The organism is Endozoicomonas sp. G2_2 (assembly GCF_017744135.1).
Classification (GTDB): Bacteria; Pseudomonadota; Gammaproteobacteria; order Nevskiales; family Salinisphaeraceae; genus Salinisphaera.
In genome coordinates, this window is the sequence record NZ_JAGHQU010000001.1 from 384,976 (window position 1) to 407,433 (window position 22,458).

Sequence of the window (22,458 nt, forward strand, 5' to 3'; positions counted from 1 at the left end):
ACTGACACCAGAGATCGCTCCATGCTCGAAGTAGAGAACCTGCACGCGTATTACGGCAAGAGCCATATCCTCCAGGGCGTGGCATTCGACGTCGGCGAAGGCGAGATCGTGAGTCTGCTCGGTCGTAATGGCGTCGGGCGCTCGACGACTTGCAAGTCGATCATGGGGCTGGTGCCGCCGCGTGGCTCGATTCGTTTCAAGGGCGAGGAACTGGCCGGGATGAGTGCGCACCGCATCGCGCGCAAGGGCATCGGCTATGTACCGGAAGATCGCCTGACCTTCAGCGGGCTGAGCACCCGTGAAAACCTGGAAATGGGCGTGCAGAAGGTCGGCGCCGAATCGCGCTGGACGATCGACGACGCCTATCGACTGTTTCCGCGCCTGTCCGAGCGCGCCGACGTCAAGGCAGACCTGCTCTCCGGCGGCGAACAGCAGATGCTGAGCATGTGCCGCACCATGATGGGCAATCCGGCGCTGGTGATGATCGACGAGCCCACCGAAGGGCTGGCGCCGCAGATCGTCGAGCAGGTGGGTGACTTTCTGCTCGAGGTTGCGGCCAGCGGCGTGTCGATTCTGCTGGTCGAGCAGAAGCTGAGCATTGCCATGCGCGTGTCGCACCGGGTGTACGTAATGGGGCACGGCCAGATCGTGTTCGAAGGCACCCCGCAGGATCTCCAGGCCGACGATGCCGTGCGTCGGGAGTGGCTCGAAGTCTGACTTGGGCGCTCTTGCGCGGTGTCGGTCACGGGCTGCGGGGCGCGGTCGTCGCAGGGGCGTTGCCGTTCGGTCGCCCGGTATCCGGCATGCGTTTCAGGCGCGTATTTCGCGCGCCCGGCGCACTGGCGCCACGATCCGCGGGCGGTAATCGCGCGGCGCCTTGAGGCGTCTTCTGCTTTGGTCTTATAGCTCGATCAAGACGCTTTGCGTAATCGTCTGACGAACGTTCGATCGGTATCGCTTGTCGCGCATGGCTTTCGCCGTTCCGGCGCTTTCCGCCGTCGCCACAGAGCGCCCACGGTGCCTGCAGACTGCAAGTGAAATGTGGTTTCAAAATCCTGTTGACGCCGGTGTGGGGGCGTGGCAGCTTTGATCGCGAGAAATAAAAACGACGTCGACGGCCCAACCGACACAGATCGGAAAACACCCCGCCGCGACGCCAACACAGGATGAGGAGATACCCCGCATGGCTGATCGTCAGATCAGGTTGCGGTCGCTGGTCGGGCTGCGTCCGTCGGCCAAGGCCAGCGCCCACAGGCCCGCTGCCTTTCGCACGTCGTGTATTCGTCACCGGCCTGCCCGTCGTTCCTCCCTGTCGTTCCGCGCCACGCCGGCTCACGCGTGCGGCGTTGCGGACTCATTTGCCTGTCGTAACGCCGCTTTGCGCCGGCGCTGCGCCTGATCTAGCCACCGTTCTTTCAACTGGGGAGAGACCGTCTTGGATTTGTTCCTACAACAGGTGCTCAACGGCCTGACGCTCGGCAGCATCTACGGGCTCGTCGCCCTGGGGCTGACGCTGGTGTACGGCATCCTGCACGTGCCCAATTTCGCCCATGGCGCGCTCTACATGGTCGGCGCCTATGTCTGCTATTTCACGATGGTGGAACTGGGGCTGAACTATTGGTTCGCCATTGCGGCGGCGGCGATCGTGGTGGCGGCCCTTTCGGTGATCTGCGAACGCCTCGTGTTTCATCCGCTGCGCCACGCGCCGCCGATTCACGACAAGATCGCGGCCATCGGCATCCTGCTGTTCCTCGAGGCGGTGGTGCAGATGCACTGGGGCGCGGACTTCCGTCGTATACCCACGCCGTACAACGAGATTCTGCGCCTGGGTGACCTCACCCTGCCGGCCCAGCGCCTGCTGATCATCGTCGGCGCCTTCTCGCTGATGGGCGTGCTGCATCTGTACCTGAAAAAGACGATGACCGGCGCCACCATCGTGGCCATGGCGCAGAACCGCGAGGGCGCCTTTCTGGTCGGGATCGACGCCAACCGCGTGGCGATGATGACCTTTGCCATTGCCGGCGCGCTGGCCGCGGTCGCGGCCGGGCTGTTCGCGCCGATCAATCTGGTCTATCCGGCCATGGGTCACCTGGTGCTGCTCAAGGCCTTCGTGATCATCATTCTCGGCGGCATGGGCAGTATCCCGGGCGCGATCATCGGCGGGCTGATCATCGGCTTTTCCGAAGCGCTCGGCGGTTTCTATGTGTCGAGCACCTACAAGGACGTGATCGCGTTCGTGCTGCTGGTGGTGATTCTGTCGATCAAGCCCACCGGCCTGTTCACCAAGGGGGTTCGCTGATGAACCGCGCCATCGATTTCTTTCTCGGCTCGACCATGCGCTGGCTGCTGCTGGGTCTGGCCATCGTGTTTCCGCTGGTCACCAGCAGCGAATACCACATCTATGTCATGGCGCTGGCGTTCATCTGGGCCATCGCGGTCTATGGCATGAACATCATCACTGGCTATTGCGGCCAGTTGAATCTGGCCCACGGCGGCTTTTTCGCCATCGGCGCCTACGTGGTGGCGATTCTCACCGTGGATCACGGCTGGCCGTTCTGGCCGGCGTTTCTCGGGGCCGGACTGTTCGGCGCGGTGTTCGGGTTCTTCGTCGGTATCGTGTCGCTGCGGCTCAAGGAGCACTACTTCGCGATCTTCACCCTCTGCGTGGGCTACATCATTTATCTGATGATCGACAAGTGGGAGGCGCTGACCCACGGTTCGCTGGGCATCATCAACATCGCGCCGCCCGAGGGTTTCGGCCTGATCGACTTCACGCAGACGGTGCCGTTCTACTATCTGGTTCTGGCGTTTCTGGCCCTTGCGATCTGGCTCAGCCGGCGGATTTCCGAATCCCTGCTGGGACGCACATTCCGGGCCATTCGCATCAGCGACGACCTCGCGCAGTCACTCGGCATCAACCTGATGCGCAACAAGATTCTCGCGTTCGTGATCTCCACCGTTTACGCAGCGCTGGCCGGCGGTCTCTATGCCGGTGTGGTGCGCTTCATCGGTCCGGAGGAAGCCAACTTCATCCACACCTTCGACATGATCGCCTATCTGCTGGTCGGCGGTATCGGCACGCTCATGGGGCCTCTGCTGGGCACGTTGATCGTGACCTGGCTGACCCAGGCAGTGCAGTCGCTCGAGGAGTACCGGATGATCGTGTTCGGCCCGATGCTGGTGCTGCTGGTCATCTTCTTCCCGCGCGGACTGGTCGGCAGTTTCCTCGGCTGGCGCGGTCGGCGCCTGGCCCGTCAGGCGCCGCGCGCTGCACGCCAGGCCAAAGTCGACACCGCCAACGACGACGGTGTGGAAACGCAAGGAGCGCGCAACAATGCTTAATATCCGCAATCTCACCAAGCGCTTCGGGGGCCTGGCGGCGGTGAATGACGTGAGCGTCGAATTCCCGGCCAACCAGATCAACGCGATCATCGGCCCGAACGGCGCCGGCAAGACCACGTTCTTCAACCTCATCGCGGGCGCCATGCCGCCGACCGAGGGGGTGATCGAATACAAGGGCCAGGATCTGGCCGGCAAATCGCCGGATTCGATCGCCCGGCTGGGCGTGGCGCGTACTTTCCAGACCACGATGCTGTTCGAGGAGTCGACGGTGCTCGACAATCTCATCGTCGGCCATCGGCTGCGTACCGAGTCGCATCTGTGGGACGTGATCATCAACTCCAAGCGCCTCAAGGCAGACGAGAAGCGTTGTCGCGAGCGCGCGGCCGAGACGCTGGATTTCGTCGGCCTGTCGCATATCGCCAACCGTTATATCGCCGACACCAGCCAGGAGGAGCGCAAGCGCATTGCCTTCGCGCTCGCGCTGGCGACCGATCCGGAACTGGTACTGCTCGACGAGCCGGCCGGCGGCGTGAATCCGGAAGAGACCGACGGCCTGGTCGATCTCATTCACAAGATGGTCGAGCACGGCGTGACCGTGTGCCTGATTGAACACAAGATGGACATGATCATGCGCATCGCCGACAAGATCATCGTGCTCGATCATGGCGAGAAGATTTCCGAAGGCACGCCCGAGCAAGTCAAGAACGATCCGGTGGTGATCGAAGCCTATCTGGGGAAAGAAGATGCTGAAGCTTGAGGGCGTCGACGCGAAGTACGACAGTTTCAAGGCGCTCGATGGCGTCTCGATGGAGATCGACCGCGGCGAGCTGGTCGTTCTGCTGGGCGCCAACGGCGCCGGCAAGACCACGCTGTTCAACACCATCAGCGGGCTGATGAAGCCGGCTGCCGGGCGGATCAGCGTCGACGGCAAGGACGTCACCGGGCGTAAGCCCTCGGCGCTGGTAGCGGCCGGCGTCGTGCAATGTCCCGAAGGCCGCAAGCTGTTTCCCGGCATGTCGGTGCTGAAGAACCTGCGCCTGGGCGGCTATGTACACCGTCGCGATCGCGCGGGCATGAACGAAACACTCGAGCGCATTCTGGCGATGTTCCCGATTCTCGACGAGAAGAAGGATGAATCCGCAGGTTCGCTGTCCGGCGGCCAGCAGCAGATGGTGGCGGTCGGGCGTGCGCTGATGGGCCGGCCCAAACTGCTGATGCTCGACGAACCATCGCTTGGCCTGGCGCCACTGGTGGTCAAGCAGGTCTTCGAAACGGTGAAACAGATCAACGCCGAAGGCACCACTGTGCTGCTGGCCGAACAGAATGCCTACGCCGCGCTGAAGATCGCCACGCGTGCCTATGTGATCGAGAACGGCAAGCTGGTCATGCAGGGCAACCGCGACGAAATGCTCGGCAACGAAGCCGTGCGCAAGGCCTATATCGGCGCGTAACAGGCCGCTAACCGACAAAGAATCTCGTGACCCACGAGCTGTAGCAACCAACCCGAATAAAAGAGGGGAGATGTAGATGACGTTCAAGAAAACGGTACGCCGGGCAGCAGTTGCCACGGCTCTGGCCATGGGTATGGCCGGCGCGGTCCAGGCCGCGGAGAAGGTTAATATTGGTTTCACCGGGCCGCTGTCCGGTGGCGCCGCGCTCTACGGCGAGAACACCCTGGAAGGCCTGCGCATGGCCGCCGAGGAAATCAACGCGGGCGGCGGTATCGATGTCGACGGCACGAGCTACGAGATCAACATCGTCAGCCTCGACGACATGTATTCGCCCAGCCGCGCGGCCGTCAACGGCAAGCGTCTGGTCCAGCAGTACAGCACGCCGATCGTGTTCACGCCGCACTCCGGTGGCACGTTCGCGCTGCAGGCGTTCAACGAACGCGACGGCTTTCTGGTGATGTCGTATACCTCGATTCCGTCGGTCACCGAAAAGGGCAACGAGCTCACGGTCAAGATACCGCCGAACTTCACCGACTACGTGAAGCCGTTCACCAAGCTCACCATGGACCGCTACGGCAAGAAGCTGGGCGTGGCCAATGCCACCCACGACTATGCCAAGTACTGGACCAAGGCGTTCGTGCCTGCGTGGGAAGCGGCCGGCGGTGAAGTCGTGGCCAGCAACCCGATGGATTACAACAAGTCCGCGGACTTCTACACCGGCGTGAGCAAAGTACTCGCCTCGGATCCGGACGTGCTGTTCGTGGGCGGTGCTTCCGAGCCGACTGGTCTGGTCGTGCGTCAGGCGCGTGAACTCGGCTTCGAGGGCGGCTTCGTGATCATGGACCAGGCCAAGATCGACGAAGTGGCGAAGGTGGCCGGCGGCATGGAAGCCGTCGAGGGCGGCGTGGGCGTCACCCCGCTGGTCTACTCGGACAATCCGGGCGCGGCCGATTTCGTGGAGCTCTACAAGGAAGACCACGACGGCGTGCCGACCTCCGAGACCGCCTACAACTACTTCGCCATGTATCTGATCGCCCGCGCCATGGAGCAGGCCGGTACCGTGGAGGACGCCAAAGCCATTCGTGCGGCCATTCCCGACGCGCTGGGCAAGGTTGCCACCAACCACAACCCGTATGAGGTCAAGGACATCAGCGATTCCGGCAATCTCGCCGTGGATGTCGAGATCGCGGAAGTGATCGATGGCAAGGTCGAGCTGCGTAAGATCTCCGAGATCGGCGCCGAATAGAGTCCGAAGGGGACGCTCCCGCAATTTCAGGGGCACTTCGGTGCCCCTGTTTTCTTTGCAGCGTCCGATCATTCAGGCCGCGTGCGGCGCGGCGCCACGAACGACCCAGGAGCCTACCCGATGAGCGTCAATCGTCAGATCATCCTCGCCCAGCGCCCGCAGGGTATGCCGGACGAAACCCACCTGCAGTTGCAGAACGCCGAGATGCCGAGCCCCGGCCCGGGTGAAGTGCTCGTGAAAACCATCTACATGTCGCTCGACCCGTACATGCGGGGTCGCATGAGCGCAGCCAAATCCTATGCGGCGAGCGTCGCCGAAGGCGCGGTGATGGAAGGCGCGACCGTGGGCGAAGTCGTCGAATCCAACGACAACGGGTTTGCCGTGGGTGACTACGTCCTCGCCCATGGCGGCTGGCAGGAATACGCCGTGCAGCCGGCCAAGGGCATTCGCCGGCTCGACCCGGCGGCTGCGCCGATCAGCACCGCGGTCGGTGTTCTGGGGATGCCCGGTTTCACCGCCTATGTCGGCCTCGACGAGATCGGCGAGCCGAAATCCGGCGAGACGGTGGTGGTCTCCGCGGCGGCAGGGGCGGTCGGTCAGGTGGTGGGCCAGATCGCGAAGATCAAGGGCTGTCGCGTGGTGGGCGTGGCCGGCGCCGAGGACAAATGTCGGCACGTCGTGGACGCCTACGGCTTCGATGCCTGCGTGAACTACAAGGACGACGATTTCGCCGACCAGTTGGCCGGCGCCTGTCCGGACGGCATCGACGTCTATTTCGAGAATGTCGGCGGGGTGGTCTTCGACACCGTACGTGGTCTTCTCAACGATTTTGCACGCATGCCGGTCTGCGGGCGCATCGCCCACTATAACGACAGCGAAGCGCCCCGCGGCCCGGACCGGCTCGTGGCCTTCATGGGGCAGGTGCTGGTCAAGCGATTGCGCGTACAGGGCTTCATCCAGTTCGATTACCGCCACCGCTACGGCGATTTCCAGCGCGACATGAGCGCCTGGGTGCGTAACGGCGACGTGCGCTATCAGGAAGACATCGTCGAGGGGTTGGAGAATGCGGTCACCGCCTTCCAGGGGCTGCTCCAGGGGCGCAATCGCGGCAAGTTACTGGTACGGGTCGCGCCCGACCCGACGCGTGACTGATCTGCCCGGGTGAACGCAACGCCGGACAATCAGCGCACCATCGCCGGCCTGACCGAGCACTACGGCAGTGCCTACAAGTGGTACGTCACCGCGACCGTCATGCTGGGCACGTTCTCGGTGGTGCTGGCCGCCACCATCATCAACGTTGCCGTGCCGGCGATCATGGGCCGTTTCGACGTCGCCCAGGACGAGGTGCACTGGCTGGCCACGGGTTTTCTGGCCGCGATGACGGTCGGCATGTTGCTCAATGCCTGGGCGGTGGCACGCTTTGGTTCGCGGCACGGGTTCGCGCTGGCGATGGCCGGGTTCATCGTGGCGTCGCTGATTGGCGGCTTTAGCGGTGACTTCGGCGTGCTGGTGGGAGCGCGGGCGCTGCAAGGGCTTACCGCGGGCATGATCCAGCCGCATGCATTGATCGCGATCTTCCAGGTCTTTCCCGTGCATCGGCGCGGCCAGGCCATGGGCATCTACGGCATGGGCGTGATTCTCGGCCCCGCGATCGCGCCCGCGCTGGGGGGCGTGCTGGTCGATGGCATTTCCTGGCGCGCGACGTTTTTCGTCGTTTTGCCGGCCTGCGCGCTGGCGATGGGCATGGCCTGGCGGTTCCTGCCGGGCCGCAGCGAGAACCGTCGCGTGACGCTCGACTGGGCAGGGCTCGTGCTGCTGAGCGTATCGCTGGTGGCGTTGCTGTGGGCGGTGGCGTCGCTGCACCGGCGTGGCGTATTCGATCCCCTCCTGGATGCCGCACTTGCCCTGGGCCTCGTTCTGGCGGTGGTGTTCGTGCTCTGGCAGCGCCGCTGTCGCGAGCCACTGCTGGATCTGCGCCTGTTCCGGCGCCCGGGGTTTGCCGGCGGTTTCGCGTTGTCGATCGTGATGGGCGCGGGTCTTTTTGCCAGTACCTATCTGGCTCCGCTGTATTTCCAGCAGTCGGCGGGCATGAGTGCGTCTGCGGCCGGCATGATGCTGGTACCGGCGGGCCTCGCGATGGCTTTCGTGTTTCCGCTCGCCGGGCATTTGTCCGATCGCATGCCGATCGCCTGGATGGTCACCATCGGCCTCGGGTTCTTTATTGCCAGCATGGTGCTGCTCAGTCTGTCGCAGACCAGCACCGCGATCGCCTGGCTGGTGATCTGGACGCTGCTTGGCCGGCTCGGTGTCGGGCTGATGATGCCGCCGATCACCACGGCCAGCCTGACCGTGCTCTCCGAGGATCAGCTCGACCGGGGCTCGGGCATCATCAATTTCGGCCGTCAGATCGGCGGCGCGCTCGGGGTGAATCTGTGTGCGGTGCTGGCTCAGTACGCCAGCGATTTCGTGCGTATGCGGCATCCCGAGATGGATGCCGCGACCGTGTTCGAAGCCGGTTTCGACTATGCCTTCATGGCTTTGGCGATCCTGTTCGTGATCGCTTTCTGGCCGTTGAGCCGCCTGGCGCGTGCGCGGCGCGCACTGGCCTCCTGACGATGTGGGGCCCGTCCGATGCAGGGTGTCGGCGCGAACATGCGTTCGTGCGGCGAACGGGGTTTGCTTGAAGTTTGGCGCACGTAGACGCACTGCTGCGCGGAATATGGCGCAGATTGTTCTTTAGAGCGCGTGCACGCCGTTTAGATGGCCGAGTGCCGCGTATGAAGCGGATCATTTGTGTTTTTAAAAGCGTAATGAATACAGATTCTTGGCGTTCATAGGCTGCGACACAAACAGAATCTCGACGATATGCGACCTTTTCGGTATGGCATGTGCACGGAAAAATCCATAATGTTTCGTTTTGCCATCGGCTCGCCTGTACTATCCGAGCCCGGATAGTGCTTGCGACGGCACCTGTCGTATCGCTGGCATACCTTCTGGCCGACGGGCCATACCACGACAGAACAATAAAACCGGCGCGGCATCGTGGGTGCACGGCCGGCGCGACAGGGAAATAATGCTTCGGGGAGCAATCAGACCATGCGAAAGACAGAGTTGACCGACGGCCCAGATCAGAACAAGGGGCACAACTACGTCACCGCGCTGGCGCGTGGTCTGGAGCTGCTGCGCTGCTTTGGCGACGCCGCGGAATATCTGGGCAACGCCGAACTCGCCAAGCGCACGAACGTGCCGCGGCCGACGGTGTCGCGTCTCACCGCGACGCTCACCCAGCTCGGCTACCTGCTGTATATGCCGCATCTCGAAAAATACCGGCTCGGGCCGCGCGTGCTCGATCTGGGGTATCGCTATCTGGCCAGCGAGGGTGTCGGCGGCATTGCGCGGCCGTTCATGCAGGATCTGGCCGATGCGACCGATTGCATGGTCGCGCTGGGCGTACCCGAGGGCGCGCACCTGACCTACACACAGACGTGCCAGGGCAAGGGGCCGTTGATACTGCGGCTGCAGGTCGGGTCACGGGTGCCGATGGCGCTGTCCTCCATGGGGCTGGCTTTTCTGGCCGCGCACGACGAGGCCGACCGCGAGGTCTACTACGAAAAGATTCGCGCCGAATCACGCGCCGAATGGTCCGAGATCGAGCCGCTGCTCGAGCGCGCGTTTGCCGACTACGATCGCTACGGCTTCTGCATGACCGAGAGCACCTGGAGCCGCGATATCAGCGGTGTGGGTGTACCGCTCGTGCTCGAGAACGGCCAGCGCGTGATGTCGTTCAATTGCGGCGGCGCCTCGCAAAGACTCACGCGAGACGTCATGATCGAGAACCTCGGCCCGCGCCTCAAGCAGGTGGTGGAACAGGTTCGACAACTCGTGGTGGGTGGTGACTGACAACAACGCAGGCGACACGGCGTCGCCGCAGACCGGCAGCAACGAAGACGCGACGGCACAAGGCGCAGCATTCACGCTCGACCATGCCAACGCCCGCTACGACCGCGGCTTTGCCGCACATCTGGGGTTCGAGTTTCTCGAGTGGGAGCCGGATCGGGCGGTGCTCGGCCTGGAGATCCAAGACTGGCATCTGAATCTTGCGGGCGTTTTGCACGGCGGCATTCTCGCGTCGCTGCTCGACATCGCCGGCGCCGCCGCGGGCAGCTATTGCCCCTATCCCCGGCGCATCCGCGAGGCGATCACCCTGTCGATGACCACCACGTTCACCGGCCAGGCCAGCGGCGGCCACGTGCGCGCCATCGGCCGGCGCCGGGCCGGTGGTCGCCGTATCTTCAATTCCAGCGTCGATATCGTCGATGCGCACGATCGACTGCTCGCCATGGGCGAGGGCACCTATCGCTTGCGCAGTGGCTGTGAAGGCCCGGAAGGCATTCCGATCGACGCATAGCGCCGTGCCCGCCGAATCGGGCGAGCAAAATCACGTTCTCGAAACACCACGACGCGTGTCGCGCCGAGCGGAGCGCCTTGTGCAGATGCGGCTGCCACGGCGCGCGCCGCCGGCGTCGGCGCGTCCGTGCACCGAGGCGACGAATTTTCCTGCGACGAAAACAGTCGAATTACGCCGCGAATAGGCGTAGGCTTTCGAGCGGTGAACGATCGTTCGGTTTCGTGGCATCCTGCCGGACCGCAACGCGCCGAACCGAGTTCGGTGGCGTCGCGGGCATGACTGGACGAACCGCGCACCGGCAGTAAGTGAAACGCCGTTTCGGAAAATTGACGGCCTGTTGGCGCTATGTCAGTTTTCAGCTTCAACAACAACACGCTCGGGATCGATCGGCCCTGCCATCGCCCTTGAGTACGACAGCCCGACAAAGAGGAGATGCCATGCTGGCGCTATCCAAGCGTGCCGAGGACCTGCATTCCCGGCTACTTGCGTTCATGGACGCACACGTCTACCCGGCCGAAGCGGTCTACAAGCAGCAACACGACGACAGCGACGATCGCTGGTCCTGGCCGCCGATCATGGAAGAGCTCAAGGCCAAGGCCAAAGCCGAAGGGCTCTGGAACCTGTTCCTGCCGGAGAGCGAATACGGCGCGGGCCTGTCGAACTACGACTACGCCCATCTGTGTGAAGTCATGGGCCGCTCCTCGATCGCGCCGATCGTGTTCAACTGCAGCGCGCCCGACACCGGCAACATGGAAGTGCTGGCCCGCTACGGCAGCGAAGCGCAGCAGAAACAGTGGCTGGAGCCGCTGCTCGACGGCAAGATCAAGTCCTGCTTCTCGATGACCGAGCCGGACGTGGCCTCTTCGGACGCCACCAACATCGCCACCGAAATCAAGCGCGACGGCGACGAATATATCGTCAACGGCCGCAAGTGGTGGTCCTCGGGTGCGATGGCGCGCAACTGCAAGATCGCCATCGTCATGGGCAAGAACGACCCCACGGCCGAAAAACATCGTCAGCAGTCGATGATTCTCGTGCCGCTGGATACACCGGGGGTGAAGATCGAGCGTGACCTGCACGTGTTCGGCTACGACCACGCGCCCAAGGGCCATGCCGAAATCCACTACGACAACGTGCGCGTGCCGGCCGAAAACCTGATCCTCGGCGAAGGTCGCGGTTTCGAGATCGCCCAGGGGCGTCTGGGCCCGGGGCGTATCCATCACTGCATGCGCACCATCGGCCTGGCCGAGCGGGCGCTGGAAGCGATGTGCGCACGCGTGGAAAGCCGCGAAGCCTTCGGCCGCAAGATCTCCGAGTTCGACTCGATCCGCAAGAACATCGCGCGTTCGCGCATCGAGATCGAGCAGGCCCGTCTGCTCACGCTCAAGGCGGCGAAGATGATGGACGAGGTGGGCAACAAGGAAGCGCGTCAGGAGATCGCCATGATCAAGGTGATCGCCCCCGAGATGGCGCTCAACGTCATCGACCGCGCGATCCAGGCCCATGGCGCCATGGGCGTGTGTCAGGACACCTTCCTGGCCTCCGCCTGGGCGAATGTCCGCACCCTGCGGCTCGCCGACGGTCCGGACGAAGTGCATCTGGACAGCATCGCCAAGCTCGAGCTGCGTCGCCAGCGCGCGGCCCGCGGCTAATACTCTAAAAAAGAGCGTGCCGGGCCCAACGGTGCCGGCACGCGCCCGAATCGAGAGGAGCACCCATGTCGAATCTTTTTGATCTGACCGGCAAGGTCGCGGTCATCACCGGCTCGAGCCGCGGTATCGGCAAGGCGATCGCCGAACAGATGGCCGCCGCCGGCGCCAAGGTCGTGATCTCCAGCCGCAAGCCCGAGGCCTGCGAGCCGGTCGCCGAAGAATTGCGCAAGGCAGGTTATGAGGCGATGGCCATCGCCTGCCATGTCGGCAAGAAGGACGATCTGCAGAACCTGGTCGACAAGACCAAGCAAGCCTACGGCCAGATCGACGTGCTGGTCTGCAATGCCGCCACCAACCCGGTTTACGGCACCACGGCCGAGCTTTCCGACGAGGCTTGGGACAAGATCATGGAAACCAACGTGCGCGGCACGTTCTGGCTGTGCAACATGGTGCTGCCCGACATGGCCGCGCAGGGTGGCGGCAACGTGATCGTGCTCTCGTCGATCGCCGGCCTGCGTGGCAATACCGTGATCGGCGCCTACGGCGTATCCAAGGCCGCGGAAGCTGCGCTGGTGCGCAACCTCGCGGTCGAATGGGGCCCGAAGAACATTCGCGTGAACGCCATCGCGCCCGGCCTGGTCCGTACCGACTTCGCCAAGGCATTGGTCGAGGATCCGAAGCGTCTGGAACAGGCCGAGCAACGCACGCCGGTGCGGCGTATCGGCGAGCCGGTGGATATCGCCGGCGTGGCGATGTTCCTGGCCACCCCGGCCAGTGCCTATGTGACCGGCCAGACCCTCGTCGCCGACGGCGGCGAAACCATCTGCTGATATGGCGTCGGATGCCAACGCCGGGGCGCCGGAGATCGTGGCGGTGCGCGAGGCGCATCGCCTCGACCGCGCCGCGCTGGAAAGCTATCTGAGCGATCATGGTCTGCTGGACGGCGGGCTCGAGGTCAGCCAGTTCCAGGGCGGCCAGTCGAACCCGACGTATTTTCTGACGACCGGCAGCGCCGATGCGCCCACGCACTACGTGCTGCGCAAACAGCCGCCGGGCCAGATCCTGCCGTCGGCGCATCGGATCGATCGCGAATATCGGGTGATGTCGGCGCTGGCCGACGCGCCCGGCGTGCCGGTGCCGCGTATGCATGTCCATTGCGAGGATGCGGACGTGATCGGCACGCCGTTCTACGTGATGGACTATATTCCCGGCCGGGTGTTCGGCGATCCGGCGCTGCCCGAGCTGGCTGCCGCGGACCGCGGCGGCGTCTATCATTCGCTGGTGGATACGCTCGCCGCGCTGCACCGTGTCGATGTCGACGCGGTCGGTCTGAGCGATTTCGGCCGCCCGAGCGGGTATGTCGAGCGCCAGATCAAGCGCTGGCGCGGACAGTACGAAGCGTCGGCCACCGAAACCGATCCGGCCATGGATGCCCTTGGTCAGTGGCTCACCGACCATATCCCGGCCGATACCACGCCTGCGATCGCGCATGGCGATTTCCGTATCGGCAACCTGCTGCTGGCGCCGGATTCGACATCGGTGGCCGCGGTGCTCGACTGGGAGCTGGCCACCATCGGCCACCCGATCGCCGATCTGGCCTATGCCTGCATGCCGTATCACCTGCCATACGGCGTGAAAGGTGTGCGCGGTATCGAAGGGCTGGATCTGGCCGCCCATGGCATTCCCGGCGAATCGTCGCAGCTGGCCCGCTATTGCGAGCAGCGCGGTATCGGCGACATCGACGACTGGCCGGTATTCGTGGCCTTCTCGCTGTTTCGTACCGCGGCGATCCTGCAGGGGGTCTATGCGCGCGCGCTGCAGGGCAATGCCAGCAACAGCGATGCCCTGGACGTCGGGCGGCGCGCCGGCCTGATCGCGGAGCGCGGCTGGGCCGTGGCGCGGGCGCACGATTGAATACCCAGTGATCCGGTTCATCGATAGACGGCAATGTCCATGAAGAATCTCGGCCGCGTGCTCGTGACCAATGACGACGGTATTGACGCCCCCGGCCTGGCGGTCATCGAGCGCCTGGCCGCGCGCCTGGCCGAGGAGGTCTGGGTGGTCGCCCCCATGGCCGACCAGAGCGGTGTCGGCCAGGGCATTTCCATGCATCACCCGCTGCGGGTGACGGAATACGGGCCACGCCGCTATGCGCTGACCGGCACGCCGGCGGACTGCGTGATGGTGGCGATGGCCGATTGGCTGCGCGACAGCCCGCCGGATCTCGTCCTCTCCGGGGTGAACTGGGGCGCGAACCTGTCCGATTCGGTGATGTATTCCGGCACGGTGGGGGCAGTGCTCGCGGCCGATCATCTCGGCCTGCCGGCGGTCGCGCTGAGTCAGGCGTTCACCGACCGCAGTGCGGTGGATTTTTCCGCGACCGAGGCGTTTGCCATCGATACCATCGCGCGTCTGTGGGCAAGCCATGACCAAAGCGACGGCGCGTCCCGCTGTTGCTGGAACATCAACTTCCCGATGCGCGATCCGGCAGATATTCGCGGGCTGCGATTCACGCGCCAGTCCGGCGGCGCGATCGTGGCGCCGCAGCTTATCGACGGCGCCGACGGCCGCGGGCTGGCCTATCACTGGCTAAGCTTCGAGCGCGACACCAGCGCGGTGGTCGATCCGCAGGCGGATGTCGTCGCGTTGCGCGACGGGTATGTATCGGCCACGCCGCTACACGGCAGCCGCTGTGATGAACGATCGTTCGAACGCCATGCCGCGGGCGGCGAATGGCGACTGGACATCAGCGACCACGCGGAGTAAAAAAGCCGCTGCAAAAACGAAACAGCGTTTCAATCCATGAAAGCGTACGGGCGTGCGTAGCGCCTACGCCAACGCGTCGAGACGAGGCCGCGAGCCGCGCCGGCGTCCGGTTCAAGCAGTCGTCAATCGCACCGGCTAGAGTGCGAGCGCGGCGTCAGTCGTGAAAACGAGGAGATATTCGTCATGTTCGATCGGCATCACGCCGTCTGGCCCGCCAACCTGCCGCATTCGCTGGCGTTGCCGCAGACCAGTATCTATACCAATCTCGAGATCGCCGCGCGCCGTTATCCGGACCGCGCCGCGATCATCTATTACGACACGCCGCTGAGCTATCGCGAACTCGATGCCCAGGTCTGCGCACTGGCCGGCTACCTGCAGGCCCAGGGTGTGAAACGCGGCGACCGCGTGCTGCTATTCATGCAGAACGCGCCGCAGTTCGTGATCGGCTACTACGCCATTCTGCGGGCCGACGCCGCCGTGGTTCCGGTGAACCCGATGAACCGCAGCGTCGAACTCGAGCACTATGTCGAGGATACCGACGCCGCGATCTGCATCTGTGGTCAGGAGCGTTACGAGGCCGTCGCGCCGCTGCTCGAGGCCGGCAAGCTGGCGCATGCGATCGTCGCCAACTACGGCGATTACGTCACCGAAAGCACCGATCTCGATCTGCCCGCCGAAGTACAGGCCGAACCCCAGACCCTGAACAACGACAAGGCGATCACGTGGCGTGATGCGCTGGATGCCGGCCACACGCCGAGCGCGCACGAAGCCGGCCCCGACGATCTGTGCGTGCTGCCCTACAGTTCCGGCACCACGGGCGCGCCCAAGGGTTGTGTACACACCCATCGCAGCGTGATGGCGACCGCCGTGCACAGTGTCTACTGGAGCCGCAGCACGTCGGAAGGCAAGTCATTGGCTACGCTGCCGTATTTTCACGTGACCGGAATGCAGAACGGCATGAACGCGCCGATCTTCATCGGCTCCACCGTGGTGCTGATGACGCGCTGGGAGCGGCGAACGGCGGCGAAGCTCATCGAGCGCTACCGCATCACGCGCTGGACCAATATCGTGACCATGGCGATCGACATGCTTTCCGACCCGGAGATCGACCAGTTCGATCTGTCGAGCCTGGAAAACATCGGCGGTGGCGGGGCGGCGATGCCCGAAGCGGTCTCCGAGAAACTGTTCAAGCTGACCGGCCTGCGCTATATCGAAGGCTATGGGCTGTCCGAGACCATCGCCGGCACGCATATCAACCCGTTCGATCGGCCCAAGCCGCAGTGCCTGGGGATCCCGGTATTCGATGTGGACTCGCGCATCATCGACACCGAGTCGCTCGCCGAGCTGGGGCCAAATGAAGTCGGCGAGATCGTGTCGGCCGGGCCGCAGATCTTCACCGGCTACTGGCGCCGCCCGGAAGAAACCGAGGGGGCGTTCATCGAGCTCGACGGCAAGTCGTTCTTTCGCACTGGCGATATCGGCTACTACGACGACGAGGGTTATTTCTTCATCGTCGATCGGGTCAAGCGCATGATCAATGCATCCGGCTACAAGGTCTGGCCGGCCGAGGTCGAGAGCCTGATGTATCGTCACCCCGATATCCGTGAGGCCTGCGTGATCTCCACGCCGGATCCGCGCCGCGGCGAAACCGTGAAGGCCTGCGTGGTGCTCAACAACGAGGGTGCGGCCAGCGCCGACGAGATTCGCGACTGGTGTCGCGAAAACATGGCGGCCTACAAGGTGCCGCGGGTGGTGGAATTGTGCGAGACGCTGCCGCGTTCGCCCACCGGCAAGGTGATGTGGCGCGCGCTGCAGGAGCAGGAGTGGCCGGAGGCCGGCTGATCCGGTTCGCCGACAACGAACAAGTAGCGGCCTGCACTTCAAGCGTGTCGGGCCGGCAACCGTCAAAGAGAAGGAGTGGTTATGAGTGAAGTGGTTTCCTATGAACGCGACGGCGATGTCGGCGTCATCACGGTCGACAATCCGCCGGTCAACGCACTGGGCCATGCCGTGCGCCAGGGAATTGTGGATGCGCTGGACAAGGGTATCGCCGACGATGGCGCCAAGGCGCTGCTGATCATGGGCGGCGGCCGCACCTTCCCGGCCGGGGCCGATATCCGCGAGTTCGGCAAGCCGCCGCAGGAGCCCGGTCTGCCGGACGTCGTGCAGACGCTCGAGGACAGCGAGAAGCTGCTCGTGGCCGCGGTGCACGGCACCGCGCTCGGTGGCGGCATGGAAATCACCCTGGGCTGCGATTATCGCGTGGCCCTGGACTCGGCCAAGATGGGCCTTCCGGAAGTCAATCTCGGCCTGCTGCCGGGCGCCGGCGGCACCCAGCGTCTGCCGCGTCTGATCGGCGCCAAGGCGGCGATGCAGGCCATCGTCGAAGGCAAGCCGATGAAGGCCGCGCAGCTCGAGAAGATGGGCGTTGTCGACAAGGTTGTCTCCGGCGATCTCAAGGCCGAAGCGATTGCCTACGTCGAGCAGCTGATTGCCGAAAACGCGCCGCGTCGCAAGGTCAGCGAGCTGTCGGTCGAGAAGGAAAGCGACGACGTCTTCTCCGAGTTCGAGAAGTCCATCGCGCGCAAGAAGCGCGGCTTCCTGGCCCCGTTCCACTGCATCAAGGCGGTACAGGCTGCCGCCACCGAGTCCAGTTTCGAAGCGGGCATGAAACGCGAGCGTGAGCTGTTCACCGAACTGCTCAATTCGCCGGAATCCGCGGCCCAGCGCCATGTCTTCTTCGCCGAGCGTGAAGTGGGCAAGGTGCCCGGCATCTCGAAGGAAACGCCCAAGCGCGAGATCAAGCAGGTCGGCATCATCGGTGCGGGCACCATGGGTGGCGGCATCGCCATGAACTTCCTGTCCGCCGGGATTCCGGTGCGGATTCTGGAGATGAAGCAGGAAGCGCTCGATAAGGGCGTGGCGCTCATCCGCAAGAACTACGAAGCGACCGCCAAGAAAGGCCGCATGACCAGCGAACAGGTCGAGAAGTGCATGTCGCTGATCAGCACCACGCTGTCCTATGACGACCTGTCGGATGTGGATCTCGTGATCGAGGCCGTGTTCGAGAACATGAAGGTCAAAAAGCAGGTGTTCGGCGAGCTCGATCGCGTCTGCAAGGACGGCGCGATTCTGGCGACCAATACCTCGACGCTGGACGTCAACGAAATCGCCCAGTCCACCAAGCGCCCCGAAGACGTCATCGGCATGCACTTCTTCTCGCCGGCCAACGTCATGAAGCTGCTCGAGAACGTGCGCGGCGAGGCGACCTCCGATGAAGTCATCGCCACGGTCATGGACCTGTCCAAGCGCATCGGCAAGGTCGGCGTGCTGGTCGGCGTATGCAACGGCTTTGTGGGCAACCGCATCCTGCACAAGCGCCAGGCCCAGGCCGTGCAGCTGGTCAACGAAGGCGCCACACCGTCGCAGGTCGACAAAGTGCTGTTCGACTTCGGCCTGCCGATGGGCCCGTTCGCGATGGCCGATCTGGCCGGTCTGGACGTGGGCTGGCGTATCCGTGAAGGCCTGCGTGAGGACGATCCGGACAACGCCCCCGAGCGCGACTGGATGGACGCCCTGGCGGAGCAGGAGCGCTGGGGCCAGAAGACCGGCGGTGGTGTGTTCGACTATGCCGAAGGCGATCGCACCCCGCGCCCGTCGGACACGGCGATGGCCGAGATCGAGAAGTATCGCAAGGAAAAAGGCATCGAGACCCGCGACGTCAGCGATCAGGAAATCCTGGAGCGCTGCCTGTACGTGATGGTCAACGAAGGCGCCAAGATCCTCGAAGAAGGCATCGCCATGCGTCCGCTGGATGTGGATATCGTATGGATCTACGGCTACGGCTTCCCGGTCTATCGCGGCGGTCTGATGTTCTGGGCCGACCAGGTCGGGCTCGACACCATCCACGCCAAGGTCAAACAGTTCTACGACGAATCCGGCGAGGCGGCCTGGCAGCCGTCGGCGCTGCTCGAAAAGCTGGCCGGCGAAGGTCGCAAGTTCGGCGACCTGTAACGCTGCGCACTACGGAGTAATCAATGGATATTCAATACAACGAAGCCGAACTGGCATTCCGCGACGAGGTCCGTGCCTTCGTCGCCGAGAAGCTGCCCAAGAGCATTTCCGACAAGGTGAAATCCTCCGAGCATGTCTCGCCGGAGGACATGATCACCTGGCAGCGCGCGCTCTACGAAAAAGGCTGGCTGGCGATCAACTGGCCGGAAGAGCACGGCGGCCCGGGCTGGAGCCCGATCCAGAAGCATATCTTCGAGGAGGAAACCGCCGAGGCCGGCGCGCCGCGCATCCTGCCCTTCGGCCTGAACATGGTCGCCCCGGTGATCATCAAGTTCGGCACCCAGGAACAGAAGGACTACTACCTGCCGCGCATCCTCAAGAGCGAGGACTGGTGGGCCCAGGGCTATTCCGAGCCGGGTGCCGGTTCGGACCTGGCCGGGCTGAAATGTCGCGCCGAGCGCGACGGCGATCACTACATCGTCAACGGCCAGAAGACCTGGACCACGCTGGGCCAGCACGCGAACATGATTTTCGTGCTGGTGCGTACCGACACCACGGTCAAGAAGCAGGAAGGCATCTCGTTCCTGCTGGTGGACATGGAAAACACGCCCGGCGTGACCGTGCGCCCGTTGATCACCCTCGACGGTGCGCACGAAGTCAACGAAGTGTTCTTCGACAACGTGAAGGTGCCGGTCGAGAACCTCGTCGGTGAAGAGAACAAGGGCTGGACCTGTGCCAAGTACCTGCTCACCTTCGAGCGTACCGGCATTGCCGGCGTGGGTATTTCCAAGGCCGCGCTGGAGCATCTCAAGCAGATCGCGCGCACCGAGAAGGCCGAGGGCAAGCCGCTGATCGAGCACCCGCGGGTCGCCGAGCGCCTGGTCGAGCTGGAACTCGAACTCATGGCGGTCGAGATGACCAACCTGCGTGTGGTTTCGGCTGCGGAAGCCGGCGGCGTGCCGGGCGCGGAAAGCTCGTTTTTGAAGATCATGGGTACGGAAGTGCGCCAGAAGATCTCCGATCTGTATCGCGAGCTGGCCGGCCCCTACGCGCTGCCGTTCCCGGACGAGGACGTGGTCGAGGATGCGATCGGTCCCGAGTTCAGCGGTTCGGCTGCGACGACGTACTTCAATCTGCGCAAGCTGTCGATCTTCGGCGGCTCGAACGAGATTCAGAAGAACATCATTTCCAAGGCGATCCTCGGACTGTAGTCCGGTACGCAGGAAAAGGAATAGACAATGGATTTTTCCTATAGCGACGAGCAGCGGATGCTCAAGGACATGGTCGATCGCGTCGTGGCCGACCAGTACGGTTTCGAGCAGCGCGAGAAGATCATCAAGTCGGACGCCGGCTATTCGCCGGAGGTCTGGTCGCAGTTCGCCGAACTCGGCCTGCTGGCTGTGCCGTTCTCCGAAGCTGCCGGCGGCTTCGATGGCGGCGGCGCCGAGCTGATGGTGGTGGCCGAAGGCTTCGGCCGCGGGCTGGTGGTCGAGCCGTATCTGTCCAGCGTGGTGCTGGCCGGTACCTTCCTCGATGCAGCATTGGATGACGACACCAAGGCCGAAGCGCTGGAACCGATCATCGGCGGCGAGCAGCGTTATGCGCTGGCCTGCTACGAGCCGGCCGGCCGTTACGACGCGCACTGGATTGAAACCACCGCGAAGAAAGACGGCGACGGCTACGTGCTCAACGGCCAGAAGGCGGTCGTGCTCGGCGGCGACAGCGCCGATCGCCTGCTCGTGATCGCGCGCAGCAGCGGCGACAACCCGTCGGCTAGCGGTTTGAGCGCGTTCATCGTCGAAGGCGATGCCGAGGGCGTGTCCCGCGAGGGCTATACCACTTTCGACGGTCATCGTGCGGCCGAGATCACGCTCGATAACGTGAAGGTCGGCGCGGATGCGCTGGTCGGCGACGAGGGCAGTGCGGCGAAGCCGCTGCAGCATGCGCTGGATCGCGGCATCGTGGCGATGTGTGCCGAGGCCACGGGCGCCATGGAAATGGCCTGCGACCTGACGCTGGACTACATCAAGGAACGCAAGCAGTTCGGCGTGCCTATCGGCAGCTTCCAGGCGCTGCAGCACCGCATGGTCGACATGCGCATCTCGCTGGAGAAGGTGCGTTCCATGACGCTCTGGGCGGCCTGCTCGCTGGACGCCCCGGAAGCCGAGCGTCGCCAGCGTCTGGCCGCGGCCAAGTACATGGTCGGCAAGGCCGGTCGTCACGTGGCCGAGGAAGCGATCCAGCTGTTCGGCGGCATGGGCATGATGGACGAATCGTCGATCTCCCACTACGCCAAACGGATCGTGCTGATCGATCATTATCTGGGTGATCGCAACTATCACCTCGATCGGCTGATCGACCAGCTCACCGAGGAAAACGCGGCTGCCTGATCCCGTGATCGGGTCGCGACGGACAACGGGTTGTCGGTAGATGCCGGCAGCCCGTTTTTTATGGATGCAACCCGGCGCACGATCAGGGCGATGCCGGGGATACGGCGGATTGCTGTAGTCTGCAGTCGGCCGTCTTGCGATGACGGCGGGCGGTGGCACGGCCCAGCGCTCGCCTGTGCAGGCTCAACAGGAAAAGGACGATGCGATGAGTGAAGTCACCCGAGTGGTCATGGTCGGTGCGGGCGCGATCGGCAGTTTCTACGGTGCGATTCTCAAGCGCGCCGGCTGTCATGTCAGCGTGGTGCTGCGCTCGGAATACGATGTGGTGCGCGAAAACGGCTTCGCGATCGACAGCCCGCTGGGCGATCTGTCCTATCAGCCGGATGCGGTCTACCGGGACGGCGACACGCCCGACCAGGCGCCGGACTACGTGATCTGTTGCGTGAAGGTGCTGCCGGATGTCGACCGCGGCGCGTTGCTCAAGCCCTGGGTGGGCGATAACACGCGCATCGTGCTGATCGAGAACGGGATCGATATCGAGCGTGCGGTGGCCGACGTCTTTCCGTCCAATCCGCTCATCAGCTGTTTGGCGTTCATCGCGGTCAGCCGTACCGAGCCGGGCCGGATCGAGCACAAGGCCTTCGGCCAGCTCACCATGGGCGCCTGGCCCGAGGGCATCAGCGACGACTGCCGCGAGATCGCCTCCAAGTTCGAGGCCGGCGGCATCAACATCAAGCTGTCGGAGTCGGTGGTGGCCGAACGCTGGCGCAAGAGCCTTTGGAATACCCCGTTCAATCCGTTGTCGGTGCTGGCCGGCGGTGCGGATACCGTCACCATGCTCGATACCGAGGGCGGCGAAGCGCTCGCGCGCGAGATGATGGCCGAGGTGATGGCGGTCGCTGCCGCCGACGGCCACCCCATGCCCGAGGACGCCATCGACAAGAACATTTCGGGTACGCGCAAGATGCCCGCCTACCGCAACAGCATGGCACTGGACTATCTCAACGGCCGGCCGATGGAGATCGACGCCATTCTCGGCAACGTGGTCGCCATCGCGCGCCGGCACGGGGTGCCCGTGCCGCGCCTGGAAACCATGCGCGCGGCGCTGGCCATGCGCGAGGTGCTGGCAAGCAAGTCAGCCTAGCCAGCGGCGGGCACAGGGACTCGGATGAAATATCCCGCCCTGCGG

The 22,458-nt window shown here is 64.0% G+C and carries 19 protein-coding genes; all 19 read left to right on the forward strand.

Features of this window, described 5'->3' with window-relative positions; all coding sequences use genetic code 11:
* Positions 1-21 precede the first annotated feature (21 nt).
* Positions 22-717: an ABC transporter ATP-binding protein gene (locus J7355_RS01700; protein WP_209059285.1), complete on the forward strand. Its 696-nt coding sequence runs from the start codon at positions 22-24 to the stop codon at positions 715-717.
* 718 nt (positions 718-1,435) lie between these two features.
* Positions 1,436-2,299 carry a branched-chain amino acid ABC transporter permease gene (locus J7355_RS01705; RefSeq protein WP_209059288.1) on the forward strand — a complete coding sequence of 288 codons (864 nt, stop codon included), beginning with the start codon at positions 1,436-1,438 and terminating at the stop codon, positions 2,297-2,299.
* Positions 2,299-3,342, forward strand: a complete 1,044-nt coding sequence (locus J7355_RS01710) for a branched-chain amino acid ABC transporter permease (protein WP_209059290.1) — start codon at positions 2,299-2,301, stop codon at positions 3,340-3,342. The genes J7355_RS01705 and J7355_RS01710 overlap by 1 nt, the downstream gene beginning before the upstream one ends.
* A complete protein-coding gene (locus J7355_RS01715; protein WP_209059292.1) occupies positions 3,335-4,099 on the forward strand; it encodes an ABC transporter ATP-binding protein in 765 nt (254 codons plus the stop codon). Before J7355_RS01710 ends, J7355_RS01715 begins: the two co-directional genes overlap by 8 nt.
* Positions 4,086-4,793: an ABC transporter ATP-binding protein gene (locus tag J7355_RS01720; RefSeq protein ID WP_209059294.1), complete on the forward strand. Its 708-nt coding sequence runs from the start codon at positions 4,086-4,088 to the stop codon at positions 4,791-4,793. The genes J7355_RS01715 and J7355_RS01720 overlap by 14 nt, the downstream gene beginning before the upstream one ends.
* Positions 4,794-4,869: 76 nt before the next feature.
* Positions 4,870-6,039, forward strand: a complete 1,170-nt coding sequence (locus J7355_RS01725; RefSeq protein WP_209059296.1) for an ABC transporter substrate-binding protein — start codon at positions 4,870-4,872, stop codon at positions 6,037-6,039.
* Between the two features lie 120 nt (positions 6,040-6,159).
* On the forward strand, positions 6,160-7,191 hold the full coding sequence (locus J7355_RS01730; RefSeq protein WP_209059298.1) for an NADP-dependent oxidoreductase: 1,032 nt from the start codon (positions 6,160-6,162) through the stop codon (positions 7,189-7,191).
* 9 nt (positions 7,192-7,200) lie between these two features.
* On the forward strand, positions 7,201-8,652 hold the full coding sequence (locus tag J7355_RS01735) for a DHA2 family efflux MFS transporter permease subunit (RefSeq protein WP_348522981.1): 1,452 nt from the start codon (positions 7,201-7,203) through the stop codon (positions 8,650-8,652).
* A gap of 483 nt (positions 8,653-9,135) precedes the next feature.
* Positions 9,136-9,939: an IclR family transcriptional regulator gene (locus J7355_RS01740; RefSeq protein ID WP_209059300.1), complete on the forward strand. Its 804-nt coding sequence runs from the start codon at positions 9,136-9,138 to the stop codon at positions 9,937-9,939.
* Positions 9,932-10,447 carry a PaaI family thioesterase gene (locus tag J7355_RS01745; RefSeq protein ID WP_209059302.1) on the forward strand — a complete coding sequence of 172 codons (516 nt, stop codon included), beginning with the start codon at positions 9,932-9,934 and terminating at the stop codon, positions 10,445-10,447. Before J7355_RS01740 ends, J7355_RS01745 begins: the two co-directional genes overlap by 8 nt.
* 437 nt (positions 10,448-10,884) lie before the next feature.
* On the forward strand, positions 10,885-12,099 hold the full coding sequence (locus J7355_RS01750; protein ID WP_209059305.1) for an acyl-CoA dehydrogenase family protein: 1,215 nt from the start codon (positions 10,885-10,887) through the stop codon (positions 12,097-12,099).
* A 65-nt stretch (positions 12,100-12,164) separates the two neighbouring features.
* Entirely contained in the window at positions 12,165-12,929 is a 765-nt protein-coding gene (locus J7355_RS01755) for an SDR family oxidoreductase (RefSeq protein ID WP_209059307.1), read from the forward strand.
* A gap of 1 nt (position 12,930) precedes the next feature.
* Complete coding sequence (locus tag J7355_RS01760; RefSeq protein ID WP_209059308.1) at positions 12,931-14,013, forward strand: phosphotransferase family protein; 1,083 nt, start codon at positions 12,931-12,933, stop codon at positions 14,011-14,013.
* 33 nt (positions 14,014-14,046) lie between these two features.
* Entirely contained in the window at positions 14,047-14,865 is an 819-nt protein-coding gene (gene surE / locus J7355_RS01765; protein WP_247739681.1) for a 5'/3'-nucleotidase SurE, read from the forward strand.
* Between the two features lie 183 nt (positions 14,866-15,048).
* Positions 15,049-16,707: a long-chain fatty acid--CoA ligase gene (locus J7355_RS01770; RefSeq protein WP_209059309.1), complete on the forward strand. Its 1,659-nt coding sequence runs from the start codon at positions 15,049-15,051 to the stop codon at positions 16,705-16,707.
* 81 nt (positions 16,708-16,788) lie between these two features.
* Positions 16,789-18,879, forward strand: a complete 2,091-nt coding sequence (locus J7355_RS01775; protein WP_209059310.1) for a 3-hydroxyacyl-CoA dehydrogenase NAD-binding domain-containing protein — start codon at positions 16,789-16,791, stop codon at positions 18,877-18,879.
* 23 nt (positions 18,880-18,902) lie between these two features.
* Positions 18,903-20,090 carry an acyl-CoA dehydrogenase family protein gene (locus J7355_RS01780; RefSeq protein ID WP_209059311.1) on the forward strand — a complete coding sequence of 396 codons (1,188 nt, stop codon included), beginning with the start codon at positions 18,903-18,905 and terminating at the stop codon, positions 20,088-20,090.
* Between the two features lie 27 nt (positions 20,091-20,117).
* Positions 20,118-21,269, forward strand: coding sequence for an acyl-CoA dehydrogenase (locus J7355_RS01785; RefSeq protein ID WP_209059312.1), 1,152 nt, complete (start codon positions 20,118-20,120; stop codon positions 21,267-21,269).
* 205 nt (positions 21,270-21,474) lie between these two features.
* Positions 21,475-22,413, forward strand: a complete 939-nt coding sequence (locus J7355_RS01790; protein ID WP_209059314.1) for a 2-dehydropantoate 2-reductase — start codon at positions 21,475-21,477, stop codon at positions 22,411-22,413.
* Positions 22,414-22,458: the final 45 nt, after the last annotated feature.

Excerpts from the sequence above, each read along its gene's own strand:
- J7355_RS01700 (WP_209059285.1), top strand. The coding sequence starts at position 22 with ATGCTCGAAGTAGAGAACCTGCACGCGTATTACGGCAAGAGCCATATC.
- J7355_RS01710 (WP_209059290.1), top strand. The coding sequence starts at position 2,299 with ATGAACCGCGCCATCGATTTCTTTCTCGGCTCGACCATGCGCTGGCTG.
- J7355_RS01715 (WP_209059292.1), top strand. The coding sequence starts at position 3,335 with ATGCTTAATATCCGCAATCTCACCAAGCGCTTCGGGGGCCTGGCGGCG.
- J7355_RS01720 (WP_209059294.1), top strand. The coding sequence starts at position 4,086 with ATGCTGAAGCTTGAGGGCGTCGACGCGAAGTACGACAGTTTCAAGGCG.
- J7355_RS01725 (WP_209059296.1), top strand. The coding sequence starts at position 4,870 with ATGACGTTCAAGAAAACGGTACGCCGGGCAGCAGTTGCCACGGCTCTG.
- J7355_RS01730 (WP_209059298.1), top strand. The coding sequence starts at position 6,160 with ATGAGCGTCAATCGTCAGATCATCCTCGCCCAGCGCCCGCAGGGTATG.
- J7355_RS01740 (WP_209059300.1), top strand. The coding sequence starts at position 9,136 with ATGCGAAAGACAGAGTTGACCGACGGCCCAGATCAGAACAAGGGGCAC.
- J7355_RS01750 (WP_209059305.1), top strand. The coding sequence starts at position 10,885 with ATGCTGGCGCTATCCAAGCGTGCCGAGGACCTGCATTCCCGGCTACTT.
- J7355_RS01755 (WP_209059307.1), top strand. The coding sequence starts at position 12,165 with ATGTCGAATCTTTTTGATCTGACCGGCAAGGTCGCGGTCATCACCGGC.
- J7355_RS01760 (WP_209059308.1), top strand. The coding sequence starts at position 12,931 with ATGGCGTCGGATGCCAACGCCGGGGCGCCGGAGATCGTGGCGGTGCGC.
- surE (WP_247739681.1), top strand. The coding sequence starts at position 14,047 with ATGTCCATGAAGAATCTCGGCCGCGTGCTCGTGACCAATGACGACGGT.
- J7355_RS01770 (WP_209059309.1), top strand. The coding sequence starts at position 15,049 with ATGTTCGATCGGCATCACGCCGTCTGGCCCGCCAACCTGCCGCATTCG.
- J7355_RS01775 (WP_209059310.1), top strand. The coding sequence starts at position 16,789 with ATGAGTGAAGTGGTTTCCTATGAACGCGACGGCGATGTCGGCGTCATC.
- J7355_RS01780 (WP_209059311.1), top strand. The coding sequence starts at position 18,903 with ATGGATATTCAATACAACGAAGCCGAACTGGCATTCCGCGACGAGGTC.
- J7355_RS01785 (WP_209059312.1), top strand. The coding sequence starts at position 20,118 with ATGGATTTTTCCTATAGCGACGAGCAGCGGATGCTCAAGGACATGGTC.
- J7355_RS01790 (WP_209059314.1), top strand. The coding sequence starts at position 21,475 with ATGAGTGAAGTCACCCGAGTGGTCATGGTCGGTGCGGGCGCGATCGGC.